We start from the raw sequence: 15,345 nt of genomic DNA, 5'->3' as shown, positions 1-15,345 counted from the left end.
CGAAATGTCACAAAGAGTAGCATCCGAGATCGAGGACATCTTTACATACAAACATCTCGAAATTTTGTGGGCGACTGCCGATGTCAACGGATGGTGACTTCTGCCGCCAGTCCGCCGCCGGCGCGATTGTAGAGCCGGAGCGACCCGCCGATCTTGGCGGTCAACTGCTGGGCAATCGCAAGACCGAGACCGGTGCCGCCGGTCTCCCGGTTGCGGGATTGCTCCAGCCGGAAGAAAGGCTGCATGGCGGCTTCCAGCATATCGTCCGGAATTCCCGGCCCGCGATCCATGACCGATATGACGATATCGTTCTCGGCGCTGCGCTCGACACAGATCTCGGCAGCGCCGGCAAACTTCAGCGCATTGTCGACGAAGTTCGACAGGATGCGACGAAGCGCATGCGGCTTGGTGAAGGCCGCACCCTGAACCAGCCCGACGACAGTGACGGCCTTTCCGGTATCCTGATAGTCGTAGGCTATGCTGTCGATGAACGAGGCAAGGTCGATCCGGGCGCTCTTCTCGCCGTTGCCATGGGCGCTGCGTGCATAAGCAATCCCGTCCTGGACGAGACGCTGGATCTCGCCGAGATCATGCACCAGCTTGTCCTTCTCCGGCGAATCCTCCGCCATGTCGGCGCGCAGCCGCATGCGGGTGATCGGCGTCTGCAGATCGTGCGAGATGGCCGCCAGGATCTGCACGCGCTCTTCGAGGTAATGGGCAATCCTCTCCCGCATCGCGTTGAACGCCCTTGCCGCATGCGCGACCTCGCTCGGCCCCGCCTCGCTCAAGGCCGGACCGTCCTTATTCGGGTCGAGAGCATCGGCGGCGGCGGCAAGCGCGCCGAGCGGCCGGATCACTTGGCGAACCGCAAACCAGGTACAGAGGATGAGCAGCGCCATCTGGATGACGAAGACATAGGGCAGCCATGCGGCGATCGGCATGACGCCCTTCGGCGTGACGTCGATCGTCAAGGGGCTTCCGTCGCTGAGTGTCAGATGCGCCTGCAACCGGTTCACCTCACCCGGAATCCGTTCGATGCGGATCGGAAAGCGGTGCCCGATCGCCTCCTCGATCTTGCCTGATATCTCGGCGCCCTTGCTTGACGTGTCAGGCACGCCGGCAAGGCCGGGTCCGAGCACAAAACGGTAGTTGCCGCGGCCCAGCCGGTCCAGGAGATCGCCGCGTTCGCCTGGCGGAAGCCGGTCGAGAACGGCAATCGAGGTTGCGACGTCGTTTTCCAGCGTGCCGAGCATCACTGCTTTGGCCGACATATAGCGCTCCATATAAAGCACGCTGAAGGACAGGCCGTAGGCCAGCGCCAGTCCGATCAGCAGGATCAGGAAGATCCGCGACCGCAACGTGCTCGGCCACATCAAACCCGAGAACAAGGGGATCCCCGCCCTCATTGGCGCAACTCGGTGATTTCGACCGGAACCGAAAACACATAACCTTCGCTGCGCACCGTCTTGATGTATGTAGGTTCGCGCGCATCGTCCCCCAGCCGCTGACGCAGCCGGCTGACCAGGAGATCGATGGAACGATCGAACAGATCGGCGTCGCGGCCCTGTGTCAGGCTCAGAAGCTGATCGCGATTGAGCACCCGCTGCGGGTGGTCGATGAAGACGCGAAGCAGGCGGTACTCGGCGCCGCTGAGCGCAATCGCGGTCCCTTCCCTGTCGAGAAGGTGGCGGCCGACCGTATCGAGCCGCCAATCACCGAAGCTCAGCAACTGCCCGGCCTCGCTGATCTGCAGGTTGGGCGGCAGCATGCGCGTGCGCCGCAGCACTGCCTTGATGCGGGCAAGCAGCTCACGCGCGGCAAAGGGCTTGGGAAGATAGTCGTCGGCGCCCATCTCCAGCCCGAGGATCCGGTCCATCTCGTCGGTGCGGGCCGTCAGCATTAGGATCGGGATCGCCTTGTGCCGGCCGGAGCGCAGTTCGCGGCACAGCACCAGCCCGTCGTCGCCGGGCATCATCACATCGAGCACGATCAGGTCGACCGCATTGGCCTCGAGAAAACTGCGCATCTGGCGCCCGTCCGCGGCAACGCTGGTCCTCAGGCCGTTCTTCTGCAGATAGCCCGAGACCAGCTCGCGGATTTCGCGATCGTCATCGACGATCAGGATGTGATCGACATGATCCATATGTTCCTGTTCCCTTACGATAGAAGCGGCCGCGCCCTCCGCGTCGACATCGAGGCGGCTGACGCGACCTACGCATATTCGGCCGGCCGGAGCAACGAGGCTCTGCGGCCGGCCTCATCGATCAGAAGCGATCGACATCGATGACAGCCTGCGCGAAGGCCTGCGGTGCCTCCTGTGGCAGATTGTGGCCGATGCCGCCGCCGATCGTGCGATGCTCGTATCTGCCGGAGAATTTTCCGGCATAGGCGGAGGGCTGCGGATGCGGCGCACCGTTTGCGTCACCTTCCATGGTGATCGTCGGCACCGAAATGACAGGCGCTCCGGCAAGCGTCGTCTCATAGGCATCGTATTTGGCCTCGCCTTCGACAAGTCCCAGGCGCCAGCGATAATTGTGAATGACGATCGCAACATGATCGGGATTGTCGAAGGCGGCGGCCGACCTGCCGAATGTCGCATCGTCGAAGTTCCACTTCGGCGAAGCCGTCTGCCAGATGAGCTTTGCGAAATCGTGGGTGTTGCTCTCATAGCCCAGGCGGCCGCGCTCGGTGGCGAAATAGAACTGGTACCACCAGGCAAGTTCGGCCTTCGGCGGCAGCGGCTTCTTGTTGGCCTCCTGACTGCCGATCAGGTAGCCGCTGACCGACACCATCGCCTTGCAGCGCTCCGGCCAGAGCGCCGCCATGATGTTGGCGGTCCGCCCGCCCCAGTCGTAGCCGGCAATGACCGCCTTCTCAATATCGAGCGCATCGAGCAGCGCGATCATATCGGCGGCGAGCGCTGACGGTTGGCCGTTGCGCGGCGTCTGGTCGTCCAGGAAGCGGGTCGTCCCGTAACCGCGCAGATAGGGCACGATCACCCTATAGCCTGCCGAGGCAAGCAGCGGTGCGACATCGACGAAACTGTAGATGTCATAGGGCCAGCCATGCAGCAGCAGCACGACAGGGCCATCCGCCTTCCCCGCCTCGGCGTAACCGATATCGAGCACGCCGGCCTTCACCTGCTTCAGCGCCTCGAAGGACGTGTGGGTTCCCGCCTTTACATCAGGCAAGGATGCCGCGGGCGCCGATTGCGCGGCGGCCGTGCCGGCCACGCCGAACTCGACCGCAGCAAGGGCGACTGCCGTCATCCCGAAAAAGCGGCGGCGGTGATGGTTGATTTGCTCTGACATCGGTCTCTCCTGTCGAATGGATCACGGTGCTGATATGAGTTGGCGCTTGTATCCCCCATATGTCGCGGGCCGTCGGTTTTTGAATGCGCATGTAGCTTCCGGCCGCCGCGATACATTCTGATACAATCGTGCCGACCGAGCAAAGCCTCTCACCGGCCACGGCGCTTTCGCCACAGGCCACCGCCGGGCGGCAGTTTGTATCGCTTTGTATCGCCCGCCCCGGCCGCAATAGTTCGGTACATTTCCCCGCCAAACCGGACACATCGAGGATACGTCCGCCCGGCATATCCCCGCCATTGCTGGTTCAGGCCCCATCGCCGTCCAGAGCCCGATCAATCGGTTTCAAAGGAAAACGATGATGACACTGCTGATCATTGCCTATCTCGGAGGCGCGCTGACGATCCTCAGCCCGTGTATCCTGCCCATCCTCCCCTTCGTCTTCGCCCGCGCCGGACAGCCCTTCGTCAGAAGCACGCTGCCGATGCTGGCGGGCATGGCCGCCACCTTCGCGCTGGTCGCCACACTTGCCGCAGTCGGTGGCAGCTGGGCCATTCGCGCCAATGAGTATGGCCGGCTTGCTGCGATCGTCCTGCTTGCCCTCTTTGGCGCAAGCCTGCTTTCACCGCGCATCGCAGGCACGCTTGCCCGGCCGGTCGTCGATCTCGGCAACAACCTTGTGTACGCTACGGGCAACGGACAAACCGCGCCGACGGTCAAGAGCGCCCTTATACTCGGCGTTGCTACCGGCCTGCTCTGGGCGCCCTGCGCCGGGCCGATCCTCGGCCTTGTTCTGACGGGGGCGGCCTTGCAGGGTGCCAATCTACAGACAACCTTCCTGCTGATCGCCTATGCCGCCGGTGCTGCGACTTCACTTGCCGTCGCCTTGCTGGTCGGCGGTAGGGTATTCACCGCCATGAAGCGTTCGCTGGGCCTCGGCGACCGGATTCGTAAAGCGCTCGGCGCTGCCGTGCTGGCGGGCGTCGCCATCATCGCGCTCGGCCTCGATACCAGCCTGCTCGCCCGGCTCTCCTATGCCAGCACCGCATCGCTGGAACAGGCCGTGCTTGACAGGCTACACGCAAAGCCGCTGAGTGGCGCATCCTCCGAGCTGGCGAGCAACGGCATGGTGATCGCCGCGGCCGATGCGAAGAGGCCTTTCCGCAGCGATTTGCCCGTCGAAGGCTATGCGCCTTCGCTTGACGGTGCCGTCGAGTGGCTGAATTCCAAACCGCTGACCACGGAGCAGCTGCGCGGCAAGGTGGTGCTCGTCGATTTTTGGACCTATTCCTGCATCAACTGCATTCGCACGATCCCCTATGTCAGGGCCTGGGCGGAAAAATATGCCGATCAGGGTCTCGTTGTGATCGGCATCCACGCTCCGGAATTCGCCTTCGAAAAGAAGATCGACAACGTCAGGAAGGCGGTCAGCGACTTCAAGCTCGGTTATCCCGTCGCGATCGACAATGATTACAAAATCTGGCGGGCCTTCGAAAACAGCTACTGGCCGGCCGGCTATCTCATCGATGCCGAGGGCCATATCCGCTATCGCCATTTCGGCGAAGGCAACTATGTCAGGACCGAAAAAGCCATTCAGGACCTGCTGCGCGAGGCCGGTAGCCATATGCCTTCAAGTGCGCCGGTCGCACCGGATGCCAAAGGCGTGGAGGCAGGTCCGGACCTTGGCAACATCCGCTCCGGCGAAACCTATCTCGGCTACGAACAGGCGGCGAATTTTGCCTCGCCCGAAGGGCTGCAATCCGACGCGCCCCATAACTATTCGATCGCCGAACCCGGCCTCAACGGCTGGGGCCTGTCCGGAACCTGGACCGTCGGCAAGGATCAGGCGACGCTTGATCAGGCCGGCGGCGGCATTACCTATCGCTTCAGCGCCCGCGACCTGCATCTCGTTCTCGGACCCGGCGCCAACGGCAAACCGATCCGCTTCCAGGTGACGGTCGACGGCAAGGCGCCCGGGCCGGACCACGGCTCCGATATCGATGCCGATGGCAAAGGCACGGTGATCGCCACAAGGCTTTACCAGCTCGTCCGCCAGTCCGGCACGGTCGGCGCCCGCAATTTCGAGATCCACTTCCTCGATTCCGGGGTGCAAGCCTACGCCTTCACCTTCGGCTGAGCCGCAGACTGATCAATTCCGACCCTCAACAACGACCAAAGGAGTCATACCCATGAGCAGACGTCTTCTTTTCACGGCAGCCCTTGCCTTCGCCACCACCGCCATCGCCTGTGCAGCAGAGGCTGCCGCGGTGAAGAACATCGTGATCGTCCACGGCGCACTCGCCGACAGCTCGGGATGGCGCAAGGCGACGGAGATTCTCGAAAAGCGCGGCTTCAACGTCACCATTGTCCAGCAGCCCATTACCTCGCTCGACGACGATGTGGCCGCGACGAAGCGCGTTCTCGACCTCCAGCAAGGACCGAGCCTGCTCGTCGGCCACAGCTATGGCGGCATGGTCATCACCGAAGCCGGCAACGACCCCAATGTCGCAGGCCTCGTCTATGTCGCGGCCTTCCAGCCCGACAAGGGCGAAAGCCTGCTGAGCCTCGCCAGCTCCAAGCCCGCCGGCAGCATGGATATCAAGGAAACGAAAGACGGCAAGTATCTCTATCTCGATCCGGGCGCTTTTGCCGCGGCCTTCGCCGCCGACCTGCCGAAAGCCGAAGCCGCTTTCATGGCAAGATCACAGGTCTTCGCCTCGAAGCAGGCTTTCTCGGCCAAGATCACCCAGCCGGCATGGCGGAGAAAAGCTGGTCGATCGTTGCCACCGAGGATCGCTCTATCAATCCCGAGCTGGAGTGTGACATGGCAAGACGCGCCGGCAGCGACGTGACCGAGATCAAGGCCAGCCACGCCGTCTTCGCCTCCCAAGCGGAAAAGGTCGCCGATGTGATCGAAAAGGCAGCCAAGCAGGCCGGTGAGTAGAGGAGACGAAGCGCTGCTCCGAGTCTCTCCTCCCCAGCCGGGAGAAGAGGGAGCAAGAAAAGTGCCCCTCCCCACGAATGGAGAGGGGCAACGCTATTACTGGTTGGCTGCGACCGGGCGGACCAACGCGGTGACACGGCGGATGGTGACGCGGCGGTTTTCCTGTTCGGGGCCTGCCGTGTTGACCTTCAGATACTGCTCGCCGTAGCCCTGCGTTGCCAGGTTCTCCGGCGCAATGCCGTAGACGTCGGAAAGCACGTTGGCGACCGATTCGGCCCGCTGGTCGGAGAGAACCAGATTGCTCTGTTCAGTCCCGACGGCATCCGTATGGCCCTCGATCAGGAAGGTCTCGCTCGGATCCTTCTTCAGCACCTGGCTGATCGCGTCGGCGACCTTGCGCAGGGTGCGGGCCTGCGTCATAGGGATCTCGGCGCTGCCGGTCGCAAAGGTCACCGTGTCGAGGTCGATGCGGCGCACCTTGTCGCGGATACGGGCGGAATATTTCACCTCGTCCAGCGAATAGACACGCTCCACCGGCTCGACGGGCGGCTCGCTCAGGAACTCGTAGTAATCCCGGTCCGGGTCGCTGCGGGTGTCGATGATATAGTCGCTGAGCGGCACGCGCAGCCGCATCGGCGGCAGGTCGGCGCCCGGATCCTCGAAATAGTCGCGGTCCGGATCCTCATAGAGGTCCTGCGAGTAATAGAGCACGTGCTCGCGTCCGCGGGCATCGACGCGCGACCGCTGGATGATGTCACCGTAGCGATTGCGGATCGTGACGATGCGGTAGCCCTCCGGCCGCATGATCGTCTCGCGGTAGCGATCGCCCGACAGTTCCTCGTAGGTCGGCCGCTCGCCGTCACGCAGGAACCGCCTGTCGTCGTCGCCGCGTACGATCACCCGGTTATCATACTGGATGATCACCCGGCTGTTGTCTTGGCTGTCGCTGAACTGCGCACCATCCGGGCGGGCAAATCGCGGCCGCTCATCGAGCTTCCTGCCCTTCTCGCTGGTCACAGCTTCGAGCTTGACCGGCGCCGGCGCTTTGGCGCCGGTAGCGGCCTGCGCATCGGCATCCGAGGTCGGCACCTTGACGTCCTGGCTGTCGGCGCGTTGCCTGTCGCGGTCGCGGCGGCCTTCCCGGCCCTTGCTGCGGTCGGCATCCTTGTCGCTATCGAGTACGGCAGCACCGTTCTCGACCGGCAGCACGACGGTCTCATTGCTCTTGGCCGGATCTGCGGCAATCTTCTTGCGGCGCTCCAGCTCCTCGGGCGATGCTTTTTCAGGCGCCGGAATGGCCTGCTCCACCTGCTGGCCGCCGCTGGCATCCGGCAGCGGCTTGGCAGTGTCGGTCGCCGGCGCGGCCGGCTGCTCGCCGGTGGGCTGTTCACCGGCAGGTTTTGCCGCGGTGCCGTCCTTCGGCTTCTCGGCGGGCGCGGCTTCCGGGGCGGCGGCCTTGTCTTCGGTCGTCTTGCCTTCGATCGTCTTATCCGCAGGAGCTGCGGCTTCGCCCTTTGTCGGCTTCTTTTCGGTCGGCGCCTCGGGTGCTGCGGCCTCGCCCTTTGTCGGCTTCTTTTCGGTCGGCGCCTCGGGTGCTGCGGCCTCGCCCTTTGTCGGCTTCTTTTCGGCCGGCGCCTCGGCGGCCGGTTTTGCCTCCGGCTTGGCCTGCTCTTCGCTCGGAGTCACCGCCTCGGGAGCGGCAGTCTCGGCCTTGCCTTTGCCTTTATCCCGGCCCTGGCCCTTGTCCTGCCCTTTCTCCCGCTTGCCGCCTTCCGGCTTGGCTTCAGGTTGTGCCTGTTCCGTTTCCGGCTGCGCTTTCTTTGCTGCCGGCTGCTGTTCGGGCTGCGGCTGAGCCTCCGGCTCGGCCTGCTGCGTCTCCTGCCTCTTCGGCTTCTTCGGCTTTTCCTGGGTTACCGGCTGCTCTTCCTGCTGCGGCGCGGCCTCCGGCTTTGCCTCGGGCTGGGCCTGCTGCTTGGCCTTCCGCTCGGGCTTGCTTTCAGGCTGCTCCGCAGGCGCCGCCCTGGGCGATTCCGCCTTCGGCGCTTCCGGCTCTGCCTTCGGTTCAGGCGCTTCCTTCCGCTCGGCCTTCGGCTTTTCGGCGGGCGCTTCCTGCTGCGCCGGCTTCTCAGCGGCCGGCGCCTGTTCAGCCGGAGCCTCTTCCTTCTGCTTCTTCTTTTTCTTCAGCAGTTCCTCCTCGGAAGGCGCGTCCTGCGCCACCTCGAAGCTGCCCTGTTCGACCTGCCGCACAGCTGCGGCCTCTGTCGCCGCACCGCGCGCGGCCGCCACAGCCGAAGCCGGCTGCAAAGCCAGCGAGAGGGAAAGCAGCGGAAAAGCTGCGCTCGCGAACAATCTTGATTTCATGCCCATCGGGTTTCCTCGATCCTGTTTGAGCTTCCTGAAGGCCGACAGGCCCTGGTTCCGCCCCTAGCGTTGCAATGAGGCGAAACGGCGAAATGGCAATCGCCGAGCCGCCGATTTGTTCCGGTTCTAGGAAGCCGGAGATTAACCTCGCGTGAATGTTGCAGTCTGCCGACGTTCATCTCGCCCCGCTATTTGCACCGCCCAATTGCGATGGGATTTGTGTTGCAATTCCATGAAAAAAAGTCTGATTATCGCCGCAAGGCGGTCTTGGGCCGTTGAACTGCGGCCGTCAGCCCACGCGAAAAAGAGCGACGGCTACCAACAGAGAGGATCCTCATGCATATCTCCACCCGTATTTTCGCGGCAGCCTCGATCGCGGCGATGTCCCTTTTCGCCGGTTCGGCCATGGCCGATGGCGAGAAATATGTGATCGGCACCGATTCGACCTATCCCCCCTTCGAATTCGTCGATGCCAGCGGCACGATCCAGGGCTTCGATATCGACATCACCAAGGCGCTCTGTGCTGAGATGAAGGCCGAATGCTCCTTCGTCAGCACCGATTGGGACGGCATCATCCCGGCGCTCAACGCCAAGAAATTCGACATGATCGTTTCCTCCATGTCGATCACGCCGGAGCGCCTCAAACTCGTCGATTTCTCCAACAAGTACTACAACACCCCGCCGGCCGTCGCCGTGCCGAAGGATTCGACGATCACTGACGTTGCCGGCCTGAAGGGCAAGGTGATCGGCGCGCAGACCTCGACGACGCATGCCAACTACGCCGAGAAGCACCTCGCCGACACCGAGCTGAAGCTCTATCCGACGGCTGACGAATACAAGCTCGACGTTGCCAGCGGCCGCGTCGATGCCGTCATCGACGACGTCGTGGTTCTCTCCGAGTGGGTCAAGTCCGACGCCGGCTCCTGCTGCAAGATCCTGACGACCCTGCCGGTCGACAAGGAAATCAACGGCAACGGCGCAGGCATCGCCATTCGCAAGGGCGATCCGCTCAAGGAAAAGCTCAACACCGCGATCGCTGCGATCCGCGCCAGCGGCGAGTACAAGAAGATCCAGGATAAGTACTTCGATTTCGACGTTTACGGCGAATAAGAAATTCGTTATCTGGCCGATGAAAGCTACTGCATAATTCCTTAAGTCAGAATCGATTTAAGGATAAAATTATGCAGCCATTCAAAATGTTACAGCGTCCTTTGCGCGTCTGAAAAGACGCGCGGCGCTGTAATGGCGGAAGGCTTGCTCTTCCGCCATTTTTGTTTGACAAAGGTGGCAAGATCAAAACGGCAAAAGCCGTGAGGGGAATTCTCGCATGGGCGGATTGTCTTCCGCGCTTGGCTCCTTCTGGAGCTCACTTGTGCACATTTTCGATCCGCTATGCGGACCCGTTGGCATCTTTACCTGGTTTGATCAGTCGACGCTTCTTGCGTGTGGCGATACTGGCTGGGGCGACGAGATTGCGCTCGGCTTGCAGGTTACCGTTTCGGTGGCGATCGTCACCTTGCCGATCGGCCTCGTCATCGGTTTTCTCGTGGCGCTGGGCCAGCAGTCGGAGGAAAAGCCGCTGCGGCTGGCGGCCGGCATCTACACCACGATCTTCCGCGGCCTGCCGGAGCTTCTGACGCTCTTCATCATCTATTACGGCATGCAGATGCTGATCCAGTCTCTGCTGACCTTCGTCGGTTATGACGGACCGCCGGTCGAGATCAACGCCTTCCTCGCCGGCGTCATCGCGCTTTCGGTGGTCTTCTCCGCCTATTGTTCGGAAGTGCTGCTCTCGGCCTTTCGCGCCATTCCCAAGGGGCAATATGAGGCAGGCGACGCGCTTGGGCTGCATCACGGCCGCACGCTGCGCCTGATCATCCTGCCGCAGCTCGTGCGCATCGCGCTGCCGGGCCTGACGAACCTCTGGATGGTGCTCCTGAAGGATACCTCCTACGTCTCGATCATCAGCCTTGCCGATATCCTGCGCCAGACGAGCGTCGCTGTCCGTGTAACCAAGGAACCCTTCTTCTTTTATGGCTTGGCCTGTTGCCTCTATCTGGTGCTCGCCGTCCTCTCCTCCTTTGTGCTCGTCTATGTCGATCGCTGGGCCAAGCGTTCGGAGGTCCGGCGATGAGCTACGCTGAAACATTGATCCCGCCGCAGCCCGCCCCCCGTAAAGTGGCAAAACCGGTAACGGCCGCCCGCCTCGCCGGCTATATCTTCGTTGCCATTTGGGCGCTATTTGCCGCGCTGCTGGTCTACACCGTCATCAATGGCTGGGATCTTGAGAAGTTCACCCGCTACGGGCCGCGCTACCTGCACGGTCTCTGGGTAACACTGAGCCTCGTTGCCATTTCCGTCGTCTGCGGCGCCCTGCTGTCGTTGCCGCTCGCCATGGCGCGCCTGTCGAGCAGCCGGGTGCTGAACTGGCTGGCCTACGGCTATATCTACTTCTTCCGTGGCACGCCGCTGCTTGCCCAGCTGTTCCTGGTCTATTACGGCCTCGGCATATTCCGGCCGCAGTTGGAGGCCGTCGGCATCTGGTGGTTTTTCCGCGACGCCTGGTATTGCGGCCTTTTTGCCATGACCATCAATACCGCTGCCTACCAGGCGGAAATCCTGCGCGGCGCTATCGAAAGCGTACCGCACGGCCAGCGCGAGGCGGCCGCGGCACTCGGCATCCACAAATTCATCGCCTTCCGCAAGGTCATCCTGCCGCAGGCTCTCATCGTTGCACTTCGCCCTTATGGCAACGAGATCATCCTGCTGATCAAGGGCTCGGCAGTCGTCGCCATTATCACGGTGCTCGACCTGATGGGCGAAACCCGCTACGCCTTCTCCCGCACCTTCGACTACCAGACCTATCTTTGGGCGGCGATCTTTTACCTCACCATCGTCGAGGCATTGCGCCATCTCTGGGCCTGGATCGAGCGCCGCCTGACCCGGCATCTCAAGCGCTGATGCATGACACCCAAGAGTGTGTCGCAGTTTTGGGATAACGGCATCATGAACAGGAAGCAGCTGGCAGCACTCTCGGTATAGTGCTGCCAAGCCATTGATATTAAAAATCAATTGTTCTTTCACGAAGTATCTGTAAAGTTTCCGTTAACCACTCGCATGTTTCCATATCACGTAGCGCTAACAAGCGCGCGAGTGGGAACGAGAAGAAGCGGAATACGATGCACAAGGACATGGAAAAACAACTGCAGGGCTACGGTCTGACGACAGCCCAGATCCTCTACCACCTGCCGGACCACCCGGCGATCCTGCAAAGCTACGTCTGGCAGGATTACGACCTCGCCCCCGATTTTCCCGAAATGCGCGGCTTCCTGAAATTCTGGGAAGAAAAGCTCGACGGACCGCTGCATTCGGTGCGCTACGTCCACCGCAAGCTGATCTCGGCAACCGAGTGGCGGGCGCTGAAAGGCGAGTTCATCCTGCACTGATCGGAACTCGCCACGTCAGACATGCGCCTCGCCATGACCGAATTCGCCTTCGTCACGGTCCGGGCGCAGGGCAAAAGTGAGCATGCCGAGATAGAAGACGACGACGATGGCAATGACGGCAAGGCCGGGAATCGGCCCGAGCACGGCATTGTCGATGACATAGGTCCATGACTGCGCCTGCAACGCCGGCATGCCCTCCGTCTGCAGTTTCGGCGTCGAGATCTTCAGGCACCAGGCGAGCAACAGGATGAAATACATCCAGCCGTAATTGCGTTTGAGCCGGCGGTGCATCGCCTCCTGATAGCTGAGCAGGAAGCGCGGTTTGCGCAGGCTGCGGGCGACCACCATAGCCCATTCGCCGCTGTTCCTGGCCTCGGGCGCCAGAATCTCGGCGAAATAGCAACGCTCGATCTGACGGATGCGGGCGCGGTAGATATCGAAGAAGCGGTAGCGCCGCGCCTCGATCATCAGCAGCAGCGTCACCAGCATCATCCCGAACAGCAGCACTCCGTGATGCGAGGTCGGCGTCGACAGCGACACCGAGAGCAGCGCCGCGACGACGGTGATCGCCCAGTTGGAGGTCCGGTCGATGCGGTCGCGCCAACTCGTCATCCGTCCGAGTTCGCCGCGGTAATAATGAATGAGCGTGTTGGTGACCTCGCCTGGTGTACTGGGCAGCAGCAATGGCCGCGCGCCCTCTCCTTCCCGTGCCGATGACGTCCTGTCTTCCTCCATTTTCATGGCTCGTTCCTCCCTTCGTCTTCTTTTCGGCCATTCTGCGCCTGCAAACGCGCCATTGCAAAACATCGAAAGCGGCCTTAGAGCCATGCCTGCAACAAAGAGACGGTGATTGCGATGGCAAAGAAGATCGACGAAGAAGCCCTCGGTGAAGCCTATAACCGCGCGCTGGCGCTGGAAAAGGCCGGCGATGTCGACGCGGCCGTGGCAGCCTATGAGGAAGTCCTGGCAATCGACCCCGACGATCATGGTGGCGCGGCCGTGCGCATCGCCGCGATGGGTCGCGGCGAAACACCGGTCAGGGCGCCCGACGCCTATGTCGAGACCTTGTTCGACCAGCATGCCGAGGTTTTCGAGGACGTGCTCGTCGAGCAGCTCGGCTATCACGTGCCGATGCTGGTGCGCCAGCGCCTGCAGGCGCTGAAGCTCGGGCCGTTCAAACGACTGCTCGATCTCGGTTGCGGTACGGGTCTGACCGGCGGCGCCCTGCGTGACCTCTGCGAGGATATGACCGGCATCGATCTATCGGAGAAGATGGTCGAGATCGCCCATGAGAAAGATCTCTACGAGACGCTCTTCGTCGCCGAGGTCGAGGATTTCCTCGACGACAACGACGAGGAAGCCTTCGACATCATCACCGCCACCGACGTGCTGCCCTATCTCGGTGCGCTCGAACCGCTGTTTTTCGGCGCCGCCGAGAACCTGGCGCCGGGCGGCCTGTTCATCTTCTCGTCGGAGACCCTGCCCGAGGAGATTCTTGCCGGCCGCGCTTACATGGTCGGCCCGCACCAGCGCTTCGCCCATGCGGATGCCTATGTGAAAGAAAGGCTGGCAGCCACCGGTTTCGAACTCGTCGAGATAACCGATATCAACGTGCGCATGGAAGACGGCCAGCCCACGCCCGGCCATCTGGTGATCGCCAGATATGTCGGCTGACGGGATAGTTGCGCGATTGGCAAAGTATCTGTTGCGCAATTCCTCCCGACCTGATACTTAGTCGATCGGTAAAGTTTATCGCAACGATAGGAAAGGTCGCCGCATGTCGCTCGTTTTCTATGGACATCCGCTCGCCTCCTTCTGCCACAAAGTGCTGATCGCGCTTTATGAAAACGGCACGCCCTTCGACAATCGCATCGTCGATCTATCCGACGAGAACTCGCGCGCCGATCTCTTCCGCTTCTGGCCGATCGGCAAGATGCCGCTGCTCAGGGATGAGGCGCGCGACAGCACCATTCCCGAGACCTCGATCATCATCGAATATCTCGAGCATTATTATCCCGGCCGCGGTCGCCTGCTGCCGCTGGAGATCGACCGGGCGCTACAGGTCCGCCTGTGGGACCGGTTCTTCGACCACTATGTCCAGACGCCGATGCAGGCGCTCGTCAGCAATCGCCGGCGCCCCGAGGGCACCGCAGACGAAATCGAGACGGCCGCCGCCAGGGCGATGCTCGCCACCGCCTATGCGATGATCGAAAAACAGCTCGCCGACAAGCCGTGGATAACGGGCAGCGACTTCACCATGGCCGATTGCGCCGCAGCCCCCGCCCTCTTCTATGCAGAGACGCTGGTCCCGCTTTCAGAGGATCAGCCGAACCTTCGTGGCTATTACGATCGGCTGCTGGCGCGCCCGTCCTTTGCAAGGGTGTTGGAAGAGGCCCGTCCCTACTTCAAGTTCTATCCTTATCACGACAGGCTGCCCGCCCGCTTCCGGGATGCGGCGGGATGATCGACAGCCAAGCTAATCTCGACCGCATGTTCCACGCGCTCTCAGACCGCAGCCGCCGCGGCATGATCGACCGCCTCGGCCGCGGGCCGGCCTCCGTCACCGAGCTGGCAGCACCGCTCGCGGTCGCCCTGCCAACGGTGATGAAACATCTGCAGGTGCTGGAGGAGAGCGGTCTCGTGCTCTCGGAAAAGTCCGGTCGGGTGAGGACCTACCGCCTGCAGCAGGATGCGCTTGCTACCGTCGAACGCTGGGTGGAACAACGAAAGACCCGCTGGACCGCCGCCTTCGACAGGCTGGATGAATATCTCGCTGAGGAAAAGGAGAGCCTTCCCGAATGACGACACCATCCGCCGAACACGCCACCTTCGTCATCGAGCGACACCTGAAAGTGCCGATCGCCCGGGTCTTCCGCGCCTGGTCGACGCCGGAGGCCAAACGTCAATGGTTCGCCTGCCACGGTGAATGGGTGCAGCTGGACTACACGCTTGATTTCCGCCCGGGCGGCATCGAGAGGAACCACGTCGCCGATTCCGACGGCCTTCTGCACGCTTTTGACGCCCGTTACATCGATATCGTGCCCGATGCCCGCATCATCTATGCCTATGAGATGAAACTCGGGCAAACCCGCATCTCCGCCTCCCTCGCCACCGTCGCCTTCGAAGCCGAACCCGCCGGCACCAGGATGGTGTTCACCGAGCAGGCGGTCTTCCTCGACGGCTACGCCGACAACGGCGCCCGCCTCCAGGGCACCGAGATCGGCCTGGACAATCTCGAACTTTTTCTCGAGCGCGAGGAAAGCCCTATCCATTAGGCGGGCTTAGC

General features: G+C 62.2%; 14 protein-coding genes and 1 pseudogene. 10 read left to right on the top strand and 5 right to left on the bottom strand.

Annotated elements, in window-relative coordinates; translation table 11 throughout:
- Window positions 1–83 precede the first annotated feature (83 nt).
- The 3 genes from CO667_RS17015 to CO667_RS17005 form a co-directional block, all read right to left on the bottom strand.
- Complete coding sequence (locus CO667_RS17015) at window positions 84–1,406, bottom strand: HAMP domain-containing sensor histidine kinase (protein WP_097619482.1); 1,323 nt, start codon at window positions 1,404–1,406, stop codon at window positions 84–86.
- Complete coding sequence (locus CO667_RS17010; RefSeq protein ID WP_097619481.1) at window positions 1,403–2,143, bottom strand: response regulator; 741 nt, start codon at window positions 2,141–2,143, stop codon at window positions 1,403–1,405. Before CO667_RS17010 ends, CO667_RS17015 begins: the two co-directional genes overlap by 4 nt.
- Before the next feature lie 121 nt (window positions 2,144–2,264).
- On the bottom strand, window positions 2,265–3,311 hold the full coding sequence (locus CO667_RS17005; protein ID WP_097619480.1) for an alpha/beta hydrolase: 1,047 nt from the start codon (window positions 3,309–3,311) through the stop codon (window positions 2,265–2,267).
- 358 nt (window positions 3,312–3,669) lie between these two features.
- On the opposite strand from CO667_RS17005, the gene CO667_RS17000 reads away from it, so the two are divergent.
- Together CO667_RS17000 and CO667_RS16995 are read left to right on the top strand one after the other, a co-directional pair.
- Entirely contained in the window at window positions 3,670–5,445 is a 1,776-nt protein-coding gene (locus CO667_RS17000) for a cytochrome c biogenesis protein DipZ (RefSeq protein WP_097619479.1), read from the top strand.
- Between the two features lie 52 nt (window positions 5,446–5,497).
- Window positions 5,498–6,252 (top strand): annotated as a pseudogene (locus tag CO667_RS16995) (alpha/beta hydrolase).
- Window positions 6,253–6,348: 96 nt separating this feature from the next.
- On the opposite strand, the gene CO667_RS16990 reads toward CO667_RS16995, so the two are convergent.
- Window positions 6,349–8,619: an OmpA family protein gene (locus CO667_RS16990; protein ID WP_097619478.1), complete on the bottom strand. Its 2,271-nt coding sequence runs from the start codon at window positions 8,617–8,619 to the stop codon at window positions 6,349–6,351.
- Between the two features lie 330 nt (window positions 8,620–8,949).
- Here CO667_RS16990 and CO667_RS16985 point away from each other — a divergent pair, with 330 nt between their 5' ends.
- The 4 genes from CO667_RS16985 (at window position 8,950) to CO667_RS16970 (ending at window position 12,059) form a co-directional block, all read left to right on the top strand.
- On the top strand, window positions 8,950–9,723 hold the full coding sequence (locus CO667_RS16985; RefSeq protein WP_097619477.1) for a transporter substrate-binding domain-containing protein: 774 nt from the start codon (window positions 8,950–8,952) through the stop codon (window positions 9,721–9,723).
- 217 nt (window positions 9,724–9,940) lie between these two features.
- Window positions 9,941–10,747 (top strand): ABC transporter permease, encoded by an 807-nt coding sequence (locus tag CO667_RS16980; RefSeq protein WP_097619476.1) that lies wholly within the window; start codon window positions 9,941–9,943, stop codon window positions 10,745–10,747.
- Window positions 10,744–11,574, top strand: a complete 831-nt coding sequence (locus tag CO667_RS16975) for an ABC transporter permease (RefSeq protein WP_097619475.1) — start codon at window positions 10,744–10,746, stop codon at window positions 11,572–11,574. Before CO667_RS16980 ends, CO667_RS16975 begins: the two co-directional genes overlap by 4 nt.
- Before the next feature lie 218 nt (window positions 11,575–11,792).
- Window positions 11,793–12,059, top strand: coding sequence for an usg protein (locus tag CO667_RS16970; RefSeq protein ID WP_097619474.1), 267 nt, complete (start codon window positions 11,793–11,795; stop codon window positions 12,057–12,059).
- 15 nt (window positions 12,060–12,074) lie between these two features.
- On the opposite strand, the gene CO667_RS16965 is transcribed toward CO667_RS16970, so the two are convergent.
- Window positions 12,075–12,800, bottom strand: a complete 726-nt coding sequence (locus CO667_RS16965) for a DUF2270 domain-containing protein (RefSeq protein WP_097619473.1) — start codon at window positions 12,798–12,800, stop codon at window positions 12,075–12,077.
- Between the two features lie 114 nt (window positions 12,801–12,914).
- Here CO667_RS16965 and CO667_RS16960 point away from each other — a divergent pair, with 114 nt between their 5' ends.
- From CO667_RS16960 to CO667_RS16945, 4 genes are all read left to right on the top strand, one after another.
- On the top strand, window positions 12,915–13,733 hold the full coding sequence (locus CO667_RS16960; protein WP_097619643.1) for a methyltransferase domain-containing protein: 819 nt from the start codon (window positions 12,915–12,917) through the stop codon (window positions 13,731–13,733).
- 103 nt (window positions 13,734–13,836) lie between these two features.
- A complete protein-coding gene (locus CO667_RS16955) occupies window positions 13,837–14,523 on the top strand; it encodes a glutathione S-transferase family protein (RefSeq protein ID WP_097619472.1) in 687 nt (228 codons plus the stop codon).
- Entirely contained in the window at window positions 14,520–14,861 is a 342-nt protein-coding gene (locus CO667_RS16950; RefSeq protein ID WP_097619471.1) for a metalloregulator ArsR/SmtB family transcription factor, read from the top strand. The genes CO667_RS16955 and CO667_RS16950 overlap by 4 nt, the downstream gene beginning before the upstream one ends.
- Window positions 14,858–15,334 carry an SRPBCC family protein gene (locus tag CO667_RS16945; protein ID WP_097619470.1) on the top strand — a complete coding sequence of 159 codons (477 nt, stop codon included), beginning with the start codon at window positions 14,858–14,860 and terminating at the stop codon, window positions 15,332–15,334. Before CO667_RS16950 ends, CO667_RS16945 begins: the two co-directional genes overlap by 4 nt.
- The last annotated feature ends 11 nt before the right edge of the window (window positions 15,335–15,345 follow it).

The sequence above is a fragment of the Rhizobium sp. L43 genome, assembly GCF_002531725.1.
Lineage (GTDB): Bacteria > Pseudomonadota > Alphaproteobacteria > Rhizobiales > Rhizobiaceae > Rhizobium.
This window is presented reverse-complemented; position numbering and strand designations above follow the sequence as displayed.

Excerpts from the sequence above, each read along its gene's own strand:
- CO667_RS17015 (WP_097619482.1), bottom strand. The coding sequence starts at position 1,406 with ATGAGGGCGGGGATCCCCTTGTTCTCGGGTTTGATGTGGCCGAGCACG.
- CO667_RS17010 (WP_097619481.1), bottom strand. The coding sequence starts at position 2,143 with ATGGATCATGTCGATCACATCCTGATCGTCGATGACGATCGCGAAATC.
- CO667_RS17005 (WP_097619480.1), bottom strand. The coding sequence starts at position 3,311 with ATGTCAGAGCAAATCAACCATCACCGCCGCCGCTTTTTCGGGATGACG.
- CO667_RS17000 (WP_097619479.1), top strand. The coding sequence starts at position 3,670 with ATGACACTGCTGATCATTGCCTATCTCGGAGGCGCGCTGACGATCCTC.
- CO667_RS16990 (WP_097619478.1), bottom strand. The coding sequence starts at position 8,619 with ATGGGCATGAAATCAAGATTGTTCGCGAGCGCAGCTTTTCCGCTGCTT.
- CO667_RS16985 (WP_097619477.1), top strand. The coding sequence starts at position 8,950 with ATGCATATCTCCACCCGTATTTTCGCGGCAGCCTCGATCGCGGCGATG.
- CO667_RS16980 (WP_097619476.1), top strand. The coding sequence starts at position 9,941 with ATGGGCGGATTGTCTTCCGCGCTTGGCTCCTTCTGGAGCTCACTTGTG.
- CO667_RS16975 (WP_097619475.1), top strand. The coding sequence starts at position 10,744 with ATGAGCTACGCTGAAACATTGATCCCGCCGCAGCCCGCCCCCCGTAAA.
- CO667_RS16970 (WP_097619474.1), top strand. The coding sequence starts at position 11,793 with ATGCACAAGGACATGGAAAAACAACTGCAGGGCTACGGTCTGACGACA.
- CO667_RS16965 (WP_097619473.1), bottom strand. The coding sequence starts at position 12,800 with ATGAAAATGGAGGAAGACAGGACGTCATCGGCACGGGAAGGAGAGGGC.
- CO667_RS16960 (WP_097619643.1), top strand. The coding sequence starts at position 12,915 with ATGGCAAAGAAGATCGACGAAGAAGCCCTCGGTGAAGCCTATAACCGC.
- CO667_RS16955 (WP_097619472.1), top strand. The coding sequence starts at position 13,837 with ATGTCGCTCGTTTTCTATGGACATCCGCTCGCCTCCTTCTGCCACAAA.
- CO667_RS16950 (WP_097619471.1), top strand. The coding sequence starts at position 14,520 with ATGATCGACAGCCAAGCTAATCTCGACCGCATGTTCCACGCGCTCTCA.
- CO667_RS16945 (WP_097619470.1), top strand. The coding sequence starts at position 14,858 with ATGACGACACCATCCGCCGAACACGCCACCTTCGTCATCGAGCGACAC.